Origin of the sequence: Snuella sedimenti (genome assembly GCF_016428595.1) — a bacterium.
In the GTDB taxonomy this organism is placed as follows: Bacteria; Bacteroidota; Bacteroidia; order Flavobacteriales; family Flavobacteriaceae; genus Snuella; species Snuella sedimenti.
In genome coordinates, this window is record NZ_JAELVQ010000003.1 from 77944 (window position 1) to 97104 (window position 19161).

Consider the following 19161-nt stretch of genomic DNA (forward strand, 5'->3'; position numbering starts at 1 on the left):
AAAAAGTTAATCAAACCAATTATATTATGCCAACATTCAATTTAACAATTAACAATAAGAAGCATACTGTCGAGGCGGATATGGATACGCCGTTGTTATGGGTACTTCGAGACCATCTGGATTTAGTAGGAACAAAATTTGGCTGTGGAATCGGGCAATGTGGAGCCTGTACTATACACGTTAACGGTACAGCTATGCGCAGTTGCTTGTTACAAGTGTCGCAAGCCGAAGGAATGAAAATTACAACAATTGAAGGACTTTCCGAAGAAGGAGATCACCCAGTTCAAAAAGCTTGGTTAGAACATGACGTACCCCAATGTGGTTATTGTCAAAGCGGACAAATAATGAGTGCTTCGGCATTGTTGAAAAACAATCCCAATCCGTCTGATGAGGACATTGATGCAGCCATGAACGGGAACATATGTCGATGTGGTACCTATGTAAGAATAAAACAAGCGATCAAAACGGCATCCAAACTATAAATACTGGTATCATGACAAAGATAAAAACACATTATAACCGTCGTTCATTTTTAAAGATATCTACCGCTGCAGGTGGCGGAATGCTTATTGGCTTTAGCTGGTTTACCGGTTGTACTTCAGATAAAAAAATAAAAGAAACAGTAGCCATTCCTAAGGAGTGGTTTGAGATAAATGGTTATATAAAGATTGGAGATACCGGTATGGTAACCATATATTGTCCAAATCCGGAAATTGGCCAGAATGTAATGACCTCAATGCCTATGATTGTGGCAGATGAATTGGATGTAGATTGGAACCACGTTGTGGTTGAACAAGGCGCTTTAGATGAAGATGCCTTTAAAAACCCTCAATTTGCAGGAGGTAGTTTATCTATTAAGCTAAGTTGGAATGCACTTAGAATGGCTGGTGCTACCGGAAAAAGGATGTTGTTGGAAGCCGCAGCCAAGGAATGGGGCGTAAATGTTACAGATTTAAGTGTTGACAAAGGTGTTATTAAAGAGAAAAATGGAGAGCGAACCATTGGTTATGGGGCTATAGCTTCTAAAGCAGTGGGTATTGAAATTCCAGAAGAAGTTGAACTTAAAGATATTAAGGACTTTGAAATTATTGGAAAAAGTAAAAAGAATGTAGAAGGAGAAAATATTGTTACTGGTAAACCCTTATTTGGGTTGGATTTTAAAAGAGAAGGTATGCAATTGGCCATGATACAGCATCCGCCTGCTTTTGGAATGAGGGTAGTAGATTTTAACGAAGAAGAAATTAAAACGATGCCCGGAGTAAAAGATGCTTTTATTGTTGATACCGAAGTTCAGGATAAAGCATGGTCCGATGAAAAAGGCTTTTTGCAACTTATAGCAATAGTAGGAGATTCGACATGGCAACTTATGAAAGCAAAAAGGGCAATCAAAGCGAATTGGGAAGTAGTTTCCGAATTGGAAAATTCAGCCACGCATACAAACAAATTAGAGATGGCAATTGCATCTGGTAATGCAAATGAGAGCAGAAAGGATGGTGATTCGGATATGGCTTTTAGTAAAGCAGCGAAAGTAATTGAGCAAACCTATAGTTCACCTTTTTTACCACATAACACAATGGAGCCCATGAATTTTTTTGCTAATGTTACCGAAAGCTCAGCCGAGCTCATAGGACCTACGCAAACACCTAAAGCTCTTGAAGATGCTGTTTCTAAATTATTGGACATGCCTGTGGAAAACATTTCGGTAAACATGACGCGTATAGGAGGTGGATTTGGTAGAAGACTTTATACGCATTTTGGGGTTGAAGCAGCTGCTATTTCTAAAAAGACAGGAGCACCTGTTAAGCTTATCTACACTAGAGAAGACGATATGACCCAAGGAACATACAGGCCTGCTTATCAAGCGGTTTTTAAAGCAGGTTTAGATGAAAATAATAATTTGATTGCCTTTAGTGTAAAAGGAGCAGGTTTGCCAGAAGGACCAGTTTTTCCAAATCGTTTCCCCGCCGGTACGGTCGATCACTATACAGCAGAAAAAATTGATGTTGAAACCAATGTAACAACAGGTGCATGGAGAGCCCCCAGATCGCATTTTACGGCAGGAGCCGAACAAGCTTTTCTCGATGAGGTTGCAGAATTGGCAGGAAAAGATCCTATAGATTTCCGTTTGGAATTGTTTGATCGAGCCATAAAAAGCCCGGTTGGAGAAAAGAACGATTATGAACCAGAACGGTATGCAGGTGTTTTAAAATTAGTTAAGGAAAAATCCAATTGGGGGGAGACAAAGCCAGGTACATACCGTGGTGTAGCTGCTTATTTTTGCCATCATTCTTATGTTGCCGAAGTAGTTGATGTAGCAATGGAAAATGGAAAGCCTAAAGTTAAAAAAGTATGGTGTGCCGTGGATTGTGGTATTGTAATCAATCCTGATGCTGCTAAGAATATGATACAGGGAGGTGTTGTAGATGGTATTGGCCATGCGATGTATAGCCAATTAACGTTTGAGAATGGCGCTCCTAATGAGATGAATTTTGACAGGTATCAATTAATACGTCATTCGCAGGCACCAGAAGAGATTGAAGTACACTTTGTGGATAGCGATATAGACCCAACAGGTTTAGGTGAGCCAGGACTGCCTCCTGTGGTTGGTGCTTTGGCAAACGCAATCTATCAGGCCACTGGTCAACGGATTTATAAGCAGCCTTTTATGAATAACTTAACAATGGAGCAAGTAGTTGGATAGTAAGGTTTATGACGCACGAATTAAAGTATATAGTCGAGCAAGCCTTATGGGCTAAACAAAATAACATTAAATCTGTTTTAGCATCTGTGGTAGCCTTAGACGGATCATCCTATCGCAGACCAGGAGTAAGGATGCTCGTGTTGGAAGGAGGTCGTATGGTTGGAGCCGTAAGTGGAGGCTGTGTTGAAAAAGAAATTCTGTTACAGTCCGAAACCGTATTTAAAACAGGTGTTTCCAAAATAATGACCTATGATGGGAGGTACCGATTGGGCTGCGAAGGTATTTTATATATCCTTTTGGAACAGTTTGAACCAACGGAAGCTTTTTCAAGTGCTTTTTTCAGCTGTTTAAAAGAACGGAAGCCTTTAGAAGTATGGTCGTATTTTAATAAAAAAGAAGGATCGGTTTTAGGAATAGGTTCAGTTGTGAAAATTGAAGAAAAAACGTTTTCTATTTCAGCACTTGGGATTGGGATAGATACGACTAAACAGTCAGTTTTCAAGCAAAAATTACCACCTTGTTTTAAAATGGTCATTGTAGGTGCAGAACATGATGCGGTGCAGTTGTGCAAGTATGCAGCGTTAACCGGTTGGGAAGTCACTGTGATTGCTGGTGCCTCAGAATCCAAATCCATAACAGATTTTCCGGGAGCTCATGCATTTTATGCACAAACACCAGAACAGTTAGGGACGCAAGTAATCGATGAACAGACCGCCGTGGTTTTAATGAGTCATAACTTTGCAAATGATTTACGTTATCTCGTCGCTTTAAAAGCTTGTAAACCGGCCTATATAGGTCTTTTGGGTCCTGCTAGACGTCGGGAAGATATGCTGTCTCAATTTTTAGAATATTGCCCCGATGCCGATGAGGCATTTTTGGATAGTATATATGGGCCTGCTGGTATTAATATTGGAGCAGAAACCCCTCAAGAGATTGCCGTTTCCATTATTTCTGAAATATTGGCCGTAACCAGACAACAAGAACCCATACCGTTAAGTCAAAAAACAGGTTGTATACATAGTTGAATACCTTATATAGATAATAAATATGGTTGACGAGTCACCTAATATTGAAGTGTTGATTATGGCTGCAGGTGCCTCCAAGCGTATGGGAAGGGCTAAGCAATTATTGCCATGGGGACACACTTTTTTATTGGGACACATTATACAGACGGCATTGCAATTGCAATCCGGACACGTTACTGTGGTTTTAGGAGATCATTACGATAACATAAAAAAGAAAATAGTAGTATTTCCTGTAAACGTAGTATATAATGACGAGTGGCATTTGGGGTTAGGGAAGTCCATAGCCTGTGGAATAGAATATATTAACCAATCAAAAAGAGATGTAGACGGCGTGATGATCGTATTAGCCGACCAACCTTTTGTAACGCCGGAGTTTTTAAATACCTTAATCAAAAGCTTTAGATCAGGCGAAAAAGTAATTGTGGCAACTTCTTATGGTAGTAACCAAACAGGGGTACCCGTTATTTTCGATAAAAATTACTTTGCAGCCTTATTGGAGCTGAATGATGATAAAGGTGCAAAGCACCTTTTAGAGAAGCATAAAGATGCTGTTAGATTGATGAAGACTTCTGAAGATATGGTAGACTTGGACACAAAAGAAGTTTATGATGCTATGCTTAAAGAAGCATTTAAAATATAAAATTGGAATTATGCCAAAAACGCCTTTCGAAAAAGCGAGTACACCAGAAACGTTTACAGATTTAAGTATTAAAGCACCTTCAGAGAATAGTGCAGGCATGGAGGCTTTGAAATCGGCCGTAGGACAAGTGTCTAAATATATGAATCTAACGGACGCGCTTAAGCTTTCCCTTAAGATAAATCAAAAAGGTGGCTTTGACTGTCCCGGATGTGCCTGGCCAGACCCAGACGACGAACGCTCTGTACTTGGTGAGTATTGTGAAAATGGCATGAAAGCTATGGCAGAAGAAGCTCAGAATAAAACCATTAAAACAGATTTCTTTGCAAAGCACGCTGTTGATGAACTAGCAGGTTTATCAGACTTTGAAATAGGTAAATCGGGCAGGTTAGCAGAGCCCATGTATTTAGCCAAAGACGCCACACATTATCAGCCCATTTCTTGGGATGGTGCCTTTGCCAAAATAGCCGAGCATTTAAATGCTTTGGGCCATTCAGATGAAGCTGTTTTTTACACCTCGGGAAGAACAACCAACGAAGCTGCGTTTTTATACCAGCTGTTTGTAAGGGAATTTGGAACTTCCAATTTGCCAGATTGTTCCAATATGTGTCATGAAGCCAGTGGTAGTGCTTTAACCGAAACCTTGGGTATCGGTAAGGGCTCGGTGACTTTGGACGATTTGTATAAGGCAGAGTTGGTAATGGTCGTTGGCCAGAATCCAGGAACCAATCACCCACGGATGTTAACGGCTCTCGAGAAATGTAAAAAGAATGGAGGGAAAATTATAGCCATTAACCCATTGCCAGAAGCTGGCTTGATAAAGTTTACCAATCCGCAAAACCCAATAAAGTTATTGAAAGGCGGAACTAAAATAGCCGATGTTTTTGTACCTATTACGATTAATGGTGATGTGGCATTTGTAAAAGCTCTACTTATAAAATTACTGGAGAAAGAAATGGTGGATGGCAATGTGTTCGATAAGGAATTTATTGAAACATTTACATATGGCTATGAGGCGTTTATAACCGATTTAAAAACCTACGATTTTGATGAATGCTTAAAAGCTTCGGGTATAAGTTTAGAGCTCTTTAACCAAGTACTTGATATGGTACTCAATAATCAAAAAATTATTATTTGTTGGGCGATGGGGCTTACCCAGCACCAAAACGCGGTAGATAACATACGGGAGTTTGTTAATTTGTTGCTTTTAAAGGGAAGTATAGGTAAAGAAGGTGCTGGTACCTGTCCGGTTAGGGGACATTCCAATGTGCAGGGAGACCGAACCGTTGGTATATGGGAAGCCGCTCCTCAAGCCTTTTTAGATAAAATAGAAGCGAAATATGGCTTTAAACCAAGACATAAGCACGGCTATTCTGTAATAGATGCTATTAAAGCGATGTACGAGCAAAAAGCAAAAGTCTTTTTTGGCTTGGGAGGGAATTTTATTTCGGCTGTTCCAGATACAAAATATGCAGCAGAGGCTTTGAGTAATTGTAACCTAACGGTACAGGTAAGTACCAAGTTAAATCGTTCGCATCTGGTAACGGGTAAAGAAGCTTTGATTTTACCTTGTTTAGGGCGATCGGAGAAAGACTATCAAAAATCGGGCATTCAAGTACAGAGTGTCGAAAATTCGATGGGCGTAGTATCATCAACAAAAGGCATTTTAGAACCCTGTTCGGAAAAATTACTAAGTGAGGTCGCTGTAGTGTGTGGCATTGCAAATGAAACCTTAAAAGGCCGATCCAAAATTAACTGGTTACAATATAAAGATGATTACAATCTGGTACGCGACGATATAGAGGAAGTAGTTGCTGGTTTCGAAAGCTATAATCAACGTTTACAACAGCCATCGGGATTTTATTTGCCTAATGGCGCGCGTATAAGAAAATTTAATACGACCTCGGGCAAAGCAAACTTTTCGATAAACAAAATGCCAGATTGGAAGCTTAAGAAAGACGAATTAATCATGATGACCATACGCAGCCATGATCAATTCAATACGACCATATACGGTTTAAACGATCGATACCGAGGGATTTTTAACGAAAGGCGCGTTGTCTTAATGAATCGTGAGGATATGAAAGAAAGGAATCTGGAAGAGCGTCAAGTGGTGAATTTAAAATCCCATTACAAAAGCGTTGTTAGAACAGCAAACAATTTTAAAGTTGTTGGATATGATATCCCTAAGAACTGCTGTGCTACCTATTTTCCTGAAACCAATGTATTGGTCCCTTTAGACAGCTTTGCCCATACCGCTAAAACGCCAGCTTCTAAGAGTGTTGTTGTAACGATTGAAGCTTTAACTGATTAATTTTTGCTTTCCCAATTTAAAAGCCCGTTTATTATTTTATAAGTAATTAAATCGAACTGGATTTAAGAAATCGGTAATAATTGCGTTTCAAAACAAAATTAGTATAACTACGTATTTTAAAATACGTAAAAATACTTATTTTTGACTTTTAAATACGTAGTTATGAAAAAAATAATCGTTGTAGGGAATGGTATGGTAGGTTACAAATTCTGTGAGAAGTTTGTAGCACAATCGAACACTAAAGGTTATCAAATTACTGTTTTTGGTGAAGAGCCAAGACCTGCGTATGATCGTGTCCATTTAAGTGAATATTTTGAAAATCAAGATGCAGAAGCTTTGGAAATGGCACCGCGTTCTTGGTATGAGTCGCATGGTATAGAATTAATAACTAACCAGCGTATTACAGATATCCACAGAGCCTCAAAGAAGATTACGTCTTCTGAAGATATCCACTATAAGTACGACTATTTAGTATTAGCTACGGGGTCTGCTCCTTTTGTCCCTAACATAACCGGTATTGAGAAAAAAGGTGTTTTCGTTTATAGAACGATTGAAGATCTTGAAGCTATGCTAGCCTATGCCGAGACTTTAAAAAAAGATACCAAGGAAACAGTGAGTGCAGCTGTTCTTGGAGGCGGTCTTTTAGGCTTAGAAGCAGCCAAAGCGGTTTTGGACATGGGGTTTGAGCCTCATGTAGTTGAATTTGCACCTAAATTAATGCCAAGACAATTAGATACACGAGGAAGTAAAGTGTTGCAAGAAAAAATTGAGTCTTTAGGGATTAAGGTACATTTGTCTAAGGCTACTAACAAGATTTTGGGAGACGATGTCATTACAGGTATGGAGTTTGGTGAATACGATAAGATAGATGTAGACATGTTAGTTGTGTCGGCAGGTATCCGTCCGCGTGACGAGCTAGGAAAAACCTGTAACCTTGAAATGGGGGTTCGTGGCGGTATTGTTGTAAACAATAAAATGCAAACCTCCGACCCCGAGATTTATGCCATTGGAGAGGGAGCGTTGTTCAATCAGATGATTTATGGATTGGTAGCTCCGGGTTACGATATGGCTGAAGTAGCAGTGAATCAAATATTGGGTAATGCAGATGTTTTAATGCAGGACGATATAGACATGTCAACAAAGTTAAAACTAATTGGTGTCGATGTAGCAAGTTACGGCGAGCCATTTATGCCAGTAGAAAAGGGCTACTCAATCGTTTATGAAAATAAGACAAAAAACCTGTACAAACGTATTAATGTAAGCCATGACGGTAAATCGCTCCTAGGAGGAATTTTAATAGGTGATGCCTCCGATTATAATATGCTACATCAAATTTATTTAAATGGTTTGTCAATTCCTGAAGAAGCCGAAGAATTGATTATTGGCGGTCGTGGAGATGGCGGATCGTCATTTGGCAGTGTAATGGATATCCCGGATGTTGCCCAAGTGTGTTCATGTGAAAGTGTAACCAAAGGTGACATCTGCTGTTCCATTACAGAAGGAGATTGTAATAATCTGGGAGATGTGATCGCGAAAACAAAAGCCACGACAGGATGTGGTGGTTGTAAACCTATGGTTGTTGATTTGGTTAATGAGACCTTAAAATCACAAGGAAAAGAAGTTAAAGAAACAATTTGTGAGCATTTTAGTTTTAATAGGCAAGAGTTGTACGATCTTATAAAGATTAATAAGGTTAAGGATTACGACGAGGCACTTAACCTATTTGGAGAAGGGCACGGCTGTGAGGTTTGTAAGCCGCTTGTGGCCTCAATTTTTGCAAGCATCCATATGGAAACTCCCAATCGTCAATTTGCTATTCAGGATACCAACGATCGCTTTTTGGCTAATATTCAGCGTAATGGAACCTATTCGGTGGTGCCAAGAGTGCCTGGTGGTGAGATTACACCCGATAAACTGATTGTTTTGGGAGAAGTTGCTAAAAAGTACGACCTATATACCAAAATAACAGGCGGGCAGCGTATTGATTTATTCGGTGCACAATTACATGAATTACCCTTAATTTGGAAGGATTTAATCGATGCTGGTTTTGAAAGCGGACATGCTTATGGAAAATCGTTGCGTACCGTTAAAAGCTGCGTAGGATCTACTTGGTGCCGCTACGGGATGCACGAAAGTGTCACTTTTGCTATAGATATAGAAAATAGGTATCGAGGTTTGCGTTCGCCGCATAAACTAAAAGGCGGTGTGTCTGGCTGTATTCGCGAATGTGCGGAGGCAAGAGGTAAAGATTTTGGTTTAATAGCTGTTGAAGGTGGGTGGAACTTGTATGTATGTGGTAATGGAGGAGCAACACCAAAACATGCCGTACTTTTTGCAGAGCAGTTGGATGATGAGACCGCTATAAAGTATTTGGACAGGTTCCTCATGTACTATATTAGAACAGCAGGTCCTTTGGTGAGAACAGCACCTTGGCTGGATAAGCTGGATGGGGGAATTGATTATTTAAAGCAAGTGGTTATTGAAGATTCCTTGGGTATTGCAGAAGAACTGGAAGAAGAAATGAAAGGTTTAATTAATAAATACGAATGTGAGTGGAAACAAGCTATCGAAGATCCAAATATACGCAAGCGCTTTAAGCACTTTGTTAACTCTGATGATACAGATGATAACTTGGTGTTTGTGCCTATGCGGGATCAAAAAATGCCAAAGGCTTGGAGTTAAATTGTTTAGTTGTGTAACTGTTTAATCGAAAATTGGCTCAACGAATAAACACATTAACGCATAAACGTTTTAGTTGTGTAGTCGTTTAACTGTTTAATCGTGTAATTGTTTAATTGGAAACTTCGGTTTAACAAATAAACGCATCAACACATAAACATTATAATTGTGTAATTGTTTAACTGTTTAATGGTTTAATCGGAAACTTCGGTTTAACAAATAAACGTATCAACGCATCAACGTTTTAGTTGTGTAGTCGTTTAACTGTTTAATGGTTTAATTGGAAACTTCGGTTTAACAAATAAACGCATCAACACATAAACATTTTGATTGTGTAATTGTTTAGTTGTTTAATGGTTTAATTGGGAACTTCGGTTTAACAAATAAACGCATCAACACATAAACATTTTAATTGTGTAATCGTTTAACTGTTTAATGGTTTAATCGTGAACTTCGGTTTAACAAATAAACGCATCAACGCATCAACGCATAAACGTTTTAGTTGTGTAGCCGTTTAGCTGTTTAATGGTTTAATTGGAAACTTCGGTTTAACAAATAAACGCATCAACACATAAACATTTTAATTGTGTAACTGTGTAATTGTGTAACTGTTTAATCGAAAATTGACGTAACGAATAAACGCATCAACATATAAACAAATTAACATTTAAGATATAACGAAAAGCCCGACCCTTGTGGTAGCGTACAAATAAAAGATTTAGAAATAACACATTAGAACTATGGAAAATATTCTTGAACAATACAAAACCGTTACAGCAGATAGTGTTAAAACCTGGTTTAAAGTAGGCGATGTATCCGATTTTCCGGAGAACAGTGGTGCTTGTATAAAGTATAAAACCAAGCAGATAGCAGTTTATAACTTTACTCGAACCGAAAAGTGGTATGCTTGCCAGAATTTATGTCCCCATAAAATGGAGATGGTACTGTCCTTAGGTATGATAGGTGATAAAGATGGTATACCTAAGGTCGCATGCCCTATGCACAAAAAGAATTTTTCTTTGGAAGACGGGTCGAACCTAGGGGGAGAAGATTTAAAAATAGCAACCTATCCTGTTAAAATAAAAGATGGAAATGTGTATATTGGCTTTATAGATTAACCAATAATGGAATTATGAAACCGACACGATTTGAAAGCGCTATTATATTAATAGATCAGAAAAATTCAGAAGATATTAACACCTATCAAGTGAAAAACATTGCTTTTTCCAAGGAGTTGTTGTATTCGAAGCGTATGACCCAAAAGTTGTTGCAGTTTAAACCAGATGCATCCGAAGCACTTCAAATAGCAGCAAGGGCACAGCATATTTGTCGTTGGAAAATACCAAGGGACGAATATCCGATGGATCGTGTAGGCTATTTGAAATGGCGGGAAACATTAAAAAAAATGCATGCCGATTTAACGTCGGAGATTTTAAAAGAAGTGGGGTACGAGGATGACTTTATTGAACGTGTCGCTTTTTTAATCAATAAAAAATTGATTAAAAAAGACGAAGGAAGCCAAACTTTGGAGGATGTGATATGCTTAGTGTTCCTTGATTATTATTTAGAAGCGTTTGCGGCCAAACACGATGATGAAAAGGTAATTGATATTTTAAAAAAAACCTGGGGTAAAATGTCTGAAGAAGGTCATACAGCAGCCTTAAAACTTAAATTTTCTGAGAAGGATTTATCCTTAATTAAACAAGCTATCGCTTAACAAGTTATACGGCAATGCGTAAAAATGGAAATTCTTTAGATCAGCGAACGTTCGATAAGTTAAGCCGTTTATACATCATTGCCTTAAGCACCATTGCACTCTCGGTTGTGGTTAGTCAGGTGCTAATAAGAAAGCATTTGCAGGATCAGGAAAGTGATTCAACAGTTATAAATATAGCGGGAAGGCAGCGTATGTTAAGTCAGAAGTTAACCAAGGAAATTGTTTCTTTGGTGGCTGAAGATGATTTGGATAAAGCTTTAAGTATCAAGGACAGCATTAAAGCAACCCAGGCTTTGTGGCAAGTATCCCATGAGTCGCTTCAAAGCGGAAATGATAGCTTGGGATTGCCCGGTAATAACAGTGTGGTTGTATCTGATTTGTTTAAAAGGCTAAATGTATCCTTTAAAACCATTAACGAGTCATCAAAACGTATTGTTGAAAAAATTGAGGGACAGCCATCATTACCTGTGGATTCTTTTGTTAATGATGTTACGATTATAAAGAATACCGAAGCCGATTTTCTGTCGGTAATGGATAAAATCGTTAACCAGTACGATTTGGAAGCCGACGAAAAAGTAAGTTGGTTGCGGCGCTTAGAAATGCTGTTAACAACGCTCACCCTTTTAATATTACTCTTTGAATTTCTTTTTATTTTTTGGCCAACGGCAAAAAGTGTAAAACAAACTTTGGCCGAGTTACTTGTTGCTGAAAAAAAGGCTAAGAAAATGGCTTATGACGCCGATGTGTTAAGTGTATCCAAGGAAAAATCCATAAAAGAGTTGCGTGCTTTAAGCCATGCTATGGACGAAACACTTTTGTTTGCTCGTATTTCGTCCAACGGAAGCGTAGTGCATATGGGAAATAAATTTTCACGCCTTTTTAAGTTTAATAGGTTTAAAGCAAGTGCCAGTTTTTCTGAAATCCTATCCATCCATGATAACGAACGGATGAACATAGATGATTTGGTATCAAAATATAAAAAAACGGGCTGGCAAGGCGAGGTAAAGGCAACCACAAAAGAAGGTGAAGCGATTTGGCTGGAAATGGCTATCATTCCTTTTAATCCTACCGATGATAAATCAGAATTGCTGATTATAGCTTCTGAGATTACTGAGCGGAAAGAAGCACAATTGGAAATTGAACGCTTGACCAAAGCGCGTTTTGAGGAAAAAATGAGTCAGCAAAAAATTATTTCCAGTAAGATTATTGAAAATCAGGAAAAGGAGCAAAACCGTATCGCAAAAGACGTTCATGATGGTATTGGGCAGATGCTTACGGGGTTAAAATACAATCTGGAAAGTATCGACATTTCCGATATAGAAAAAACAGCTTCTAAAGTAGAACACCTTAAAGAGTTAACAACCAATATTATTAAAGGTGTAAGGACAGCAACCTTTAATTTAACACCACCAGAACTAACCGATCATGGGATCGTTCCTGCCATTACTAAGCTTACGAAAGAGCTATCTAAGCTCACGGGAAAACAAATCGTCTTTTATAATAAAACCAATTTTAATCAGCGTTTAGACTCTTTAATCGAAATTAATATATATAGGATTACGCAGGAAGCCATTAATAATGCCATAAAATATGCAGATTCTACACATATTTTGGTGTCCCTTTCGCATAGTGAAAACCTGTTGAGTATTGTAATTGATGATAATGGTAAGGGGTTTGATCCCGATAAAGTAAAGCGTATCAAGAATGGCGATGGCGGTATGGGAATGACCTTTATGCGGGAACGTATTACTTATATTAATGGACGCTTGTTCCTTAGTTCTCAGCCAGGCAAAGGAACGCGCGTAACTTTAAACATTCCTTTGTAAAGGATACGTAGTATTACGTAAAATTTAGTAGTTTTGTACTTACGCGATAATCGAGATTTTAATCGAAAAGAATTCCTCGAGGCGTTGCCTCTGGGTTTCCATTGAAATCAAAATGTTTTTTCTTATAACTATCTGGTGGACTTGCCCCGAGGTAGTTTATTAAAATTAGTTTATGGATGTTATTCATGTAGTTTTAGCAGATGACCACGCATTGGTAAGGGATGGTATTAAGGCGCTTTTAGAGGATCAATCTGGAATTGTAGTAATAGACGAGGCTTCAAATGGAAAAGAAGCTTTGGAAGTTATAAAAAAAAATAAGCCCCATGTGTTGGTGGTAGACATTCGTATGCCTGAAATGAATGGAGTTGAAGTGGTAAGAGCTGTCAATAATAGCTATGATGATGTGCGTACATTGGTACTTTCTATGCACGATTCCGAAGAGTACGTAGTGCAGGCCATTCAGGCAGGAGCAGACGGCTATTTGTTAAAGGGCGCTAGTAAAGAAGAGTTTATAAAAGCACTTAAAAAAGTGGCCTCCGGAGGTAAGTATTTTACGGGCGATATATCGTCCATTATTATGAACAATTTTGTAAATGGAAGTGTAAGTAAGGCGGCCACATCTGAAACCCCGCATGTTGAAGCACTATTTCATCTTACCAAGCGTGAAAAACAAATTCTGACGCTTGTACTCCAATTAAAGAACAATAAAGATATTGCTGAAGAGCTTAATATTAGTAAGCGAACGGCAGAAGTACATCGTTTTAATTTGATGAAAAAAATGGATGTAAAAAACCTAAAAGAACTTACTGACAAGGCCAAAGAATACCAGTTGATCTAAACAAAAGTGCTCCTTTCTTGGCTCTGTATTAATAATATCTATTGAAATTGTCGCGCTTGTGATTTTTTGCAGGATTTTCTGCTTTTTGGTATTTACCTTGAAATAGAACAGGCAAATCATTCTTAGTACTCACATCGATTAACAAAATTTTTTATTTTATACACGCCCTTTTTATTAGATTCTTAAAATGAACTTTTAATAATTATACATTTAATAATTATTACTCAAATACGTATTTTAGTCACGTATTATTACGTAATTATACATAGATTTGTACGTATAAAATTATGAGTTATGACAAATCTAAACACGACTAAAGCAACAAAACTAAATTTACTGGATTTTAAAGCGATTCCAATACGTACATTTTGGATTACGTCTATTTCATTTTTCATGTGTTTCTTTGCATGGTTTGGGATAGTTCCTTTTATGCCCGATGTGGTTAAGGATTTAGGCTTAACGCCAGATCAAAAGTGGAACTCTATTATTTTGGCTGTTTCTGGAACTGTTTTTGCGCGTTTGCTAATAGGTAAATTATGTGACAAATACGGGCCTCGATTATGTTATACCCTACTTTTAATGTTAGGAGCCATTCCTGTTGTTTTATGCGGTTTGGTACAAACACCCCTTCAGTTTTTAGTATGTAGGTTATTTATTGGTTTTATAGGAGCATCATTTGTTATAACCCAAGTGCATACTTCATTAATGTTTGCTCCCAATATAGTAGGAACAGCCAATGCAACTTCTGCTGGTTGGGGAAATTTAGGAGGAGGAGCCAATCGTTTAGGAATGCCTTTAATTGCAGCAGCTGTTATAGGTTTTGGAGTCGCCGAAGCTGAGGCATGGCGTTATGCTATGGTAATTGCTGGGGTAATATGCTTTTTAATGGGGGTGGTATATTACTTTTTCACACAGGATACACCAGAAGGCAACTTTAAGGAGCTGAGAACCTCAGGAGAAATGATTACTCCAAAAAAGAATCAAATAAAGTTTAAGGAAGTCATTGCTGATTATAGGATATGGATTCTGTTTTTGGTCTATGCGTCTTGCTTTGGAATAGAACTTACCGTGTACGGCACGATGGACGATTACTTACAAAATACGTTTCAACTAGAGCGTGTTACAGCAGGTAACATTGTATTGTCTTTTGCCCTAATGAATATTTTTGCGAGAACACTAGGAGGCTATTTTGGAGATAAATTTGGAAAGCTAAAAGGTTTACGAGGGCGTGTGTTGTTTTTATCTTTTATGTTAACATTGCAAGGTATTATATTGGTTACTTTTTCTACTACAAGCAGTATCATGCTGGGAATCGTGTTTTTGATTTTATTTAGTTTGTCGGTGCAAATGGCCGAAGGTGCTACGTTTTCAGTAGTACCATTTATAAATAAGAAAGCTATAGGTGCTGTTTCCGGTATTGTTGGAGCAGGGGGCAACGTAGGGGCTTTTTTGGCAGCCTTATTGCTTAAATCCAAATCGGCAATGGCAGAGAAAGCAGCAATAGCTGCTAATCAAGGTTTAGGGGAGGATGCTATAAGTTTGGCACAAGCAGAAGCAGCTTCAAATGCTGTTTCGCAGGGGTATTTTATAATTGGAATTATAGTTGTAATAACCGGTATGGTGGCATTGGCTATTCGATTCTCTACCCAAGATGAAAAAGTAGCCGAGATGGAATTAAAGCAATCTGTTGGAGCATTGGTTCCTGTAAAAAGCTAATTATAAGTACAGATTTTTGTCAATTTAGAGATTTAATGGCGCTTTTTTAAGGTATTGGGAATAATAAATGTGATGTCTTGTTTAGTGTTGTTTATTTTTTTTAATTAGTATTAAAACACAAGTGTAAATGTTTAATAATGAGGTGAAAACGACGTGTTCGTACTGTGGAGTAGGTTGTGGTATTGTTGTCAAAAAAGATATCAATAATAAGATCTATGTAGAAGGTGATAAGGACCACCCGGTAAACAAAGGGATGCTTTGCTCCAAAGGTATGAACCTGCACTATGTGGTAAATGATACTTCCGATAGAATTTTGTATCCAGAAATGCGTTGGAGCCGATCGCATCCACGAGAACGAGTAAGTTGGGACGATGCGTTAGATAGGGCTAGTAGTGTTTTTAAGTCAATTATTAAAAAATATGGTCCCGACAGTGTTGGTTTTTATGTGTCAGGGCAAAGTTTGACCGAGGAATATTATATAGCCAATAAGCTTACAAAAGGGTTTTTGGGAACTAATAACATCGATACCAATTCAAGGTTGTGTATGAGTTCGGCTGTTGTTGGTTACAAAAAAACATTTGGAGAAGATAGTGTGCCAGTTTCGTATGAAGACATTGAATTGGCAGATTGTTTTCTTATTGCTGGTGCTAACCCAGCTTGGTGTCACCCAATTCTTTTTAGGCGTATAGAAAAACATAAAGAGCAAAATCCAGACGTTCAAATTATAGTGGTCGATCCCCGAAAAACGGATTCTGCGAATTTTGCCGATTTGCATTTGCAATTGCTTCCCGGTACCGATGTTATACTTTATAATGCGATTGGTAGGCGTTTATTTGAGCGGGGCTTGATTTATGATGATTTTATAAAGAACCATACAGAAGGTTTTAAGGAATACAAAGAACAAATTTTTTCAATTTCGGTAAAGAAGGCTTCCAAGTTATGTGGCGTCCCCGAAAAAGATATTAGAAAAGCTGCCGATATCATTGGGCTATCAAAAGGTTTTATAAGCATGTGGGCCATGGGGCTTAACCAAAGCGTGGTTGGTGTTAATAAAAACTTGGCGTTGTTGAATTTATCGCTAATTACCGGTCAAGTAGGGAAACCGGGTTCGGGTCCCTTTTCTTTGACCGGACAGCCCAATGCTATGGGAGGCCGAGAGGTAGGAGGGATGGCTAATTTATTGGCTGTTCATAAAGATTTGCAAAATGAAGAACACCGTCGTGAGGTGGCTCAGTTTTGGGGCGTGGATCGTATTTCTGACAAACCGGGATATACGGCAACCGAAATGTTTGATGCTCTTGAGAGTGGAAAATTAAAGGCCGTTTGGATTGCTTGTACGAACCCTTTGGTGAGTTTACCCAATACCCATCGTATAGAAAACGCTTTAAAGCAAGCTAAATTTGTAGTGGTTCAAGATATTTCGCACCGATCGGATACTGTGGCTTATGCCGATTTGGTATTACCAGCAGCCGGATGGTTAGAAAAGGAAGGAACCATGACGAATTCTGAACGTCGAATCTCCTATTTACCAAAAGCAGTTGATGCTCCCGGCGAAGCACGCCCCGATGTTGAAATATTTTGTGACTTTGCACAGCGTATGGGCTTTCGTGGATTTAACTACACTAGTGCCGAAGAAATTTACGATGAGTACTGTGAAATGACCAAAGGCACTAATATTGATGTATCTTATTTGAATTATGACCGCTTAAAGAATGAAGGGACGTTCCAATGGCCAGTTCCAGAGTATAGGCATTCAGGAACTTCAAGGTTGTTTACCGACAAAAAGTTTTATACCCCGTCACAAAAGGCAATATTCAATGTACCAGACCAGATAATGAATACTTCTGTAAAACCAACAGAAGCGTATCCGCTTATATTAACCACAGGGCGTGTCCGCGACCAGTGGCATACTATGACGCGTACGGGTAAGGTGTCAAGATTAAAAACACACTACCCTACACCGGTATTGGAGATTAACCCGGTTGATGCCTATCTATGTAAAATAAAGGATGGGGATATAACAGAAATAAAAAGTACAAATGGTGTGGTACGGGTACGAGCAAAAGTTACCGATGCTATAAAAAAAGGCGTGGTATTCTTGCCCATGCATTGGGGGAAACAACTTCAGAGCGATTTAAACCGTGCCAATAATTTAACCAATACGCACGTTGATCCGCAATCGAAAGAGCCCGATTTTAAGTTCACAACAGTTTCGGTGTCAAAGTATAAAAAGCCTGTTGAAAAGATACTTATTGTTGGTGCTGGAGCAGCTTCGTTCCGCTTTATTCAGAATTATAGGGAACAGAATGAGGAGGATGAGATTCACGTGTTCTCGAAAGAATCCAATCTATTTTATAATAGGGTATTGTTGCCGGAATATGTTACTGAAGAATTAAGTTGGGAGCAGTTATTAAAAATAAAACAGGGCGAATTAAATAAATTGGATGTTTATACACATTCTAAAACATATATTACCAAGATCGATTCCCAATTAAAGGAAGTTACCGATAGTCATGGTGAAATACATAGCTTCGATAAATTGATTTTGGCTACGGGAAGTCGCGCATTCATACCTAAAGATGTTCAAATAGATTTGCCAGGTCGCTTTACCATGCGTAATAAAGAGGATGCCGATCGTTTTAAGGCTTATTTAGAGGCAACCAACTTACCAACCGATCAGCAACATGTGGTAATCGTTGGAGGTGGTTTGTTAGGTTTGGAGTTGGCGGCAGCCCTTAAGCATAGACAGGTTAAGATAACCATTATTCAACGGGCATCGCGACTTATGGAGCGTCAGTTGGACAAAGTCTCCAGCAAGTTACTTGCATTAGATGTTCAGGAACGTGGCATTCAAATTTATTTTGATAATGAGGTGAGTACCGTGTTTGATGATGACGATACGGGAGCACTTAATATTACTTTAAAGAGTGGCAAGTTTATAACGGCCAATGCCATTGTTTATGCAATAGGAACCATACCGAATGTAGAAATTGCGCGGGATAATGGCATTCTTTGTGGTCGAGGTGTGAAAGTAAATCAGCATTTACAATCCTCGAATCCCGATATTTTTGCAATAGGCGAAATAGCCGAATATAACAATCAATTGTTTGGTATTACTTCGGCAGCAGAAGAGCAGGCAGCTATTTTGGCCAATTTTATTGCAGGAGACATTAGTTGTTCGTATCACGGTTCGGTATTGATGAATATTTTAAAATTCAACGATCTTAATTTATGCAGTATAGGTGATATTAATGTACCCGAAAACGATGCAAGTTATGAAGAAGTAGTTTTTACCGATATTTCCAAGCGTTACTATAAAAAATGTATTGTTAAGGACGATTTATTGATTGGAGCGGTATTAATGGGAGACAAAAATGAATTTGCAGAATTTAAGACCATGATCGAAAGTAAAATAGAGATGTCTGATAAGCGGAATACTTTGTTGCGTGGTGCTTCAAATAGCAAACCAGTGCTAGGTAAATTAGTGTGTTCGTGCAGTCAGGTTGGTGCTGGAAATATTCAGGAAGCTATCGATGGCGGTTGTACAAATTTTACGGAGTTATGTAATACAACAGGTGCTGGTTTGGGGTGTGGAAGTTGCAAAACAGAAGTAAGGGAATTACTTAATAATGCTAAGGTATTGGCTTAAAAGATAGATATAATCTGGTGTTTGTATTGGAGAACTTGGGTTAATTTAAAAACGATAGA

General features: G+C 38.4%; 12 protein-coding genes. All 12 read left to right on the forward strand.

The window, feature by feature from the left end:
* Positions 1 to 26 precede the first annotated feature (26 nt).
* Entirely contained in the window at positions 27 to 482 is a 456-nt protein-coding gene (locus tag JF259_RS03915; protein WP_199113586.1) for a (2Fe-2S)-binding protein, read from the forward strand.
* Between the two features lie 11 nt (positions 483 to 493).
* Complete coding sequence (locus tag JF259_RS03920; protein ID WP_199113588.1) at positions 494 to 2701, forward strand: xanthine dehydrogenase family protein molybdopterin-binding subunit; 2208 nt, start codon at positions 494 to 496, stop codon at positions 2699 to 2701.
* 8 nt (positions 2702 to 2709) lie between these two features.
* Entirely contained in the window at positions 2710 to 3726 is a 1017-nt protein-coding gene (locus JF259_RS03925; RefSeq protein ID WP_199113590.1) for an XdhC family protein, read from the forward strand.
* 22 nt (positions 3727 to 3748) lie between these two features.
* The gene (locus JF259_RS03930; RefSeq protein WP_199113592.1) at positions 3749 to 4366 is read left to right on the forward strand and encodes a nucleotidyltransferase family protein; all 618 of its coding nucleotides are present in this window, start codon (positions 3749 to 3751) and stop codon (positions 4364 to 4366) included.
* 10 nt (positions 4367 to 4376) lie between these two features.
* Positions 4377 to 6677, forward strand: coding sequence for an FdhF/YdeP family oxidoreductase (locus tag JF259_RS03935; protein ID WP_199113594.1), 2301 nt, complete (start codon positions 4377 to 4379; stop codon positions 6675 to 6677).
* A 162-nt stretch (positions 6678 to 6839) separates the two neighbouring features.
* Positions 6840 to 9359: a nitrite reductase large subunit NirB gene (gene nirB, locus JF259_RS03940; protein WP_199113596.1), complete on the forward strand. Its 2520-nt coding sequence runs from the start codon at positions 6840 to 6842 to the stop codon at positions 9357 to 9359.
* 737 nt (positions 9360 to 10096) lie between these two features.
* Positions 10097 to 10474 carry a nitrite reductase small subunit NirD gene (nirD, locus tag JF259_RS03945; RefSeq protein WP_199113598.1) on the forward strand — a complete coding sequence of 126 codons (378 nt, stop codon included), beginning with the start codon at positions 10097 to 10099 and terminating at the stop codon, positions 10472 to 10474.
* Between the two features lie 14 nt (positions 10475 to 10488).
* Entirely contained in the window at positions 10489 to 11073 is a 585-nt protein-coding gene (locus JF259_RS03950; RefSeq protein ID WP_199113599.1) for a DUF4202 domain-containing protein, read from the forward strand.
* Between the two features lie 14 nt (positions 11074 to 11087).
* A complete protein-coding gene (locus JF259_RS03955; RefSeq protein ID WP_199113600.1) occupies positions 11088 to 12899 on the forward strand; it encodes a sensor histidine kinase in 1812 nt (603 codons plus the stop codon).
* Positions 12900 to 13071: 172 nt separating this feature from the next.
* Positions 13072 to 13737 carry a response regulator transcription factor gene (locus JF259_RS03960; protein WP_199113602.1) on the forward strand — a complete coding sequence of 222 codons (666 nt, stop codon included), beginning with the start codon at positions 13072 to 13074 and terminating at the stop codon, positions 13735 to 13737.
* Positions 13738 to 14031: 294 nt separating this feature from the next.
* Positions 14032 to 15453, forward strand: a complete 1422-nt coding sequence (locus tag JF259_RS03965) for an MFS transporter (protein WP_199113604.1) — start codon at positions 14032 to 14034, stop codon at positions 15451 to 15453.
* Between the two features lie 127 nt (positions 15454 to 15580).
* Positions 15581 to 19102 carry a nitrate reductase gene (locus JF259_RS03970; protein ID WP_199113606.1) on the forward strand — a complete coding sequence of 1174 codons (3522 nt, stop codon included), beginning with the start codon at positions 15581 to 15583 and terminating at the stop codon, positions 19100 to 19102.
* Positions 19103 to 19161 lie beyond the last annotated feature (59 nt).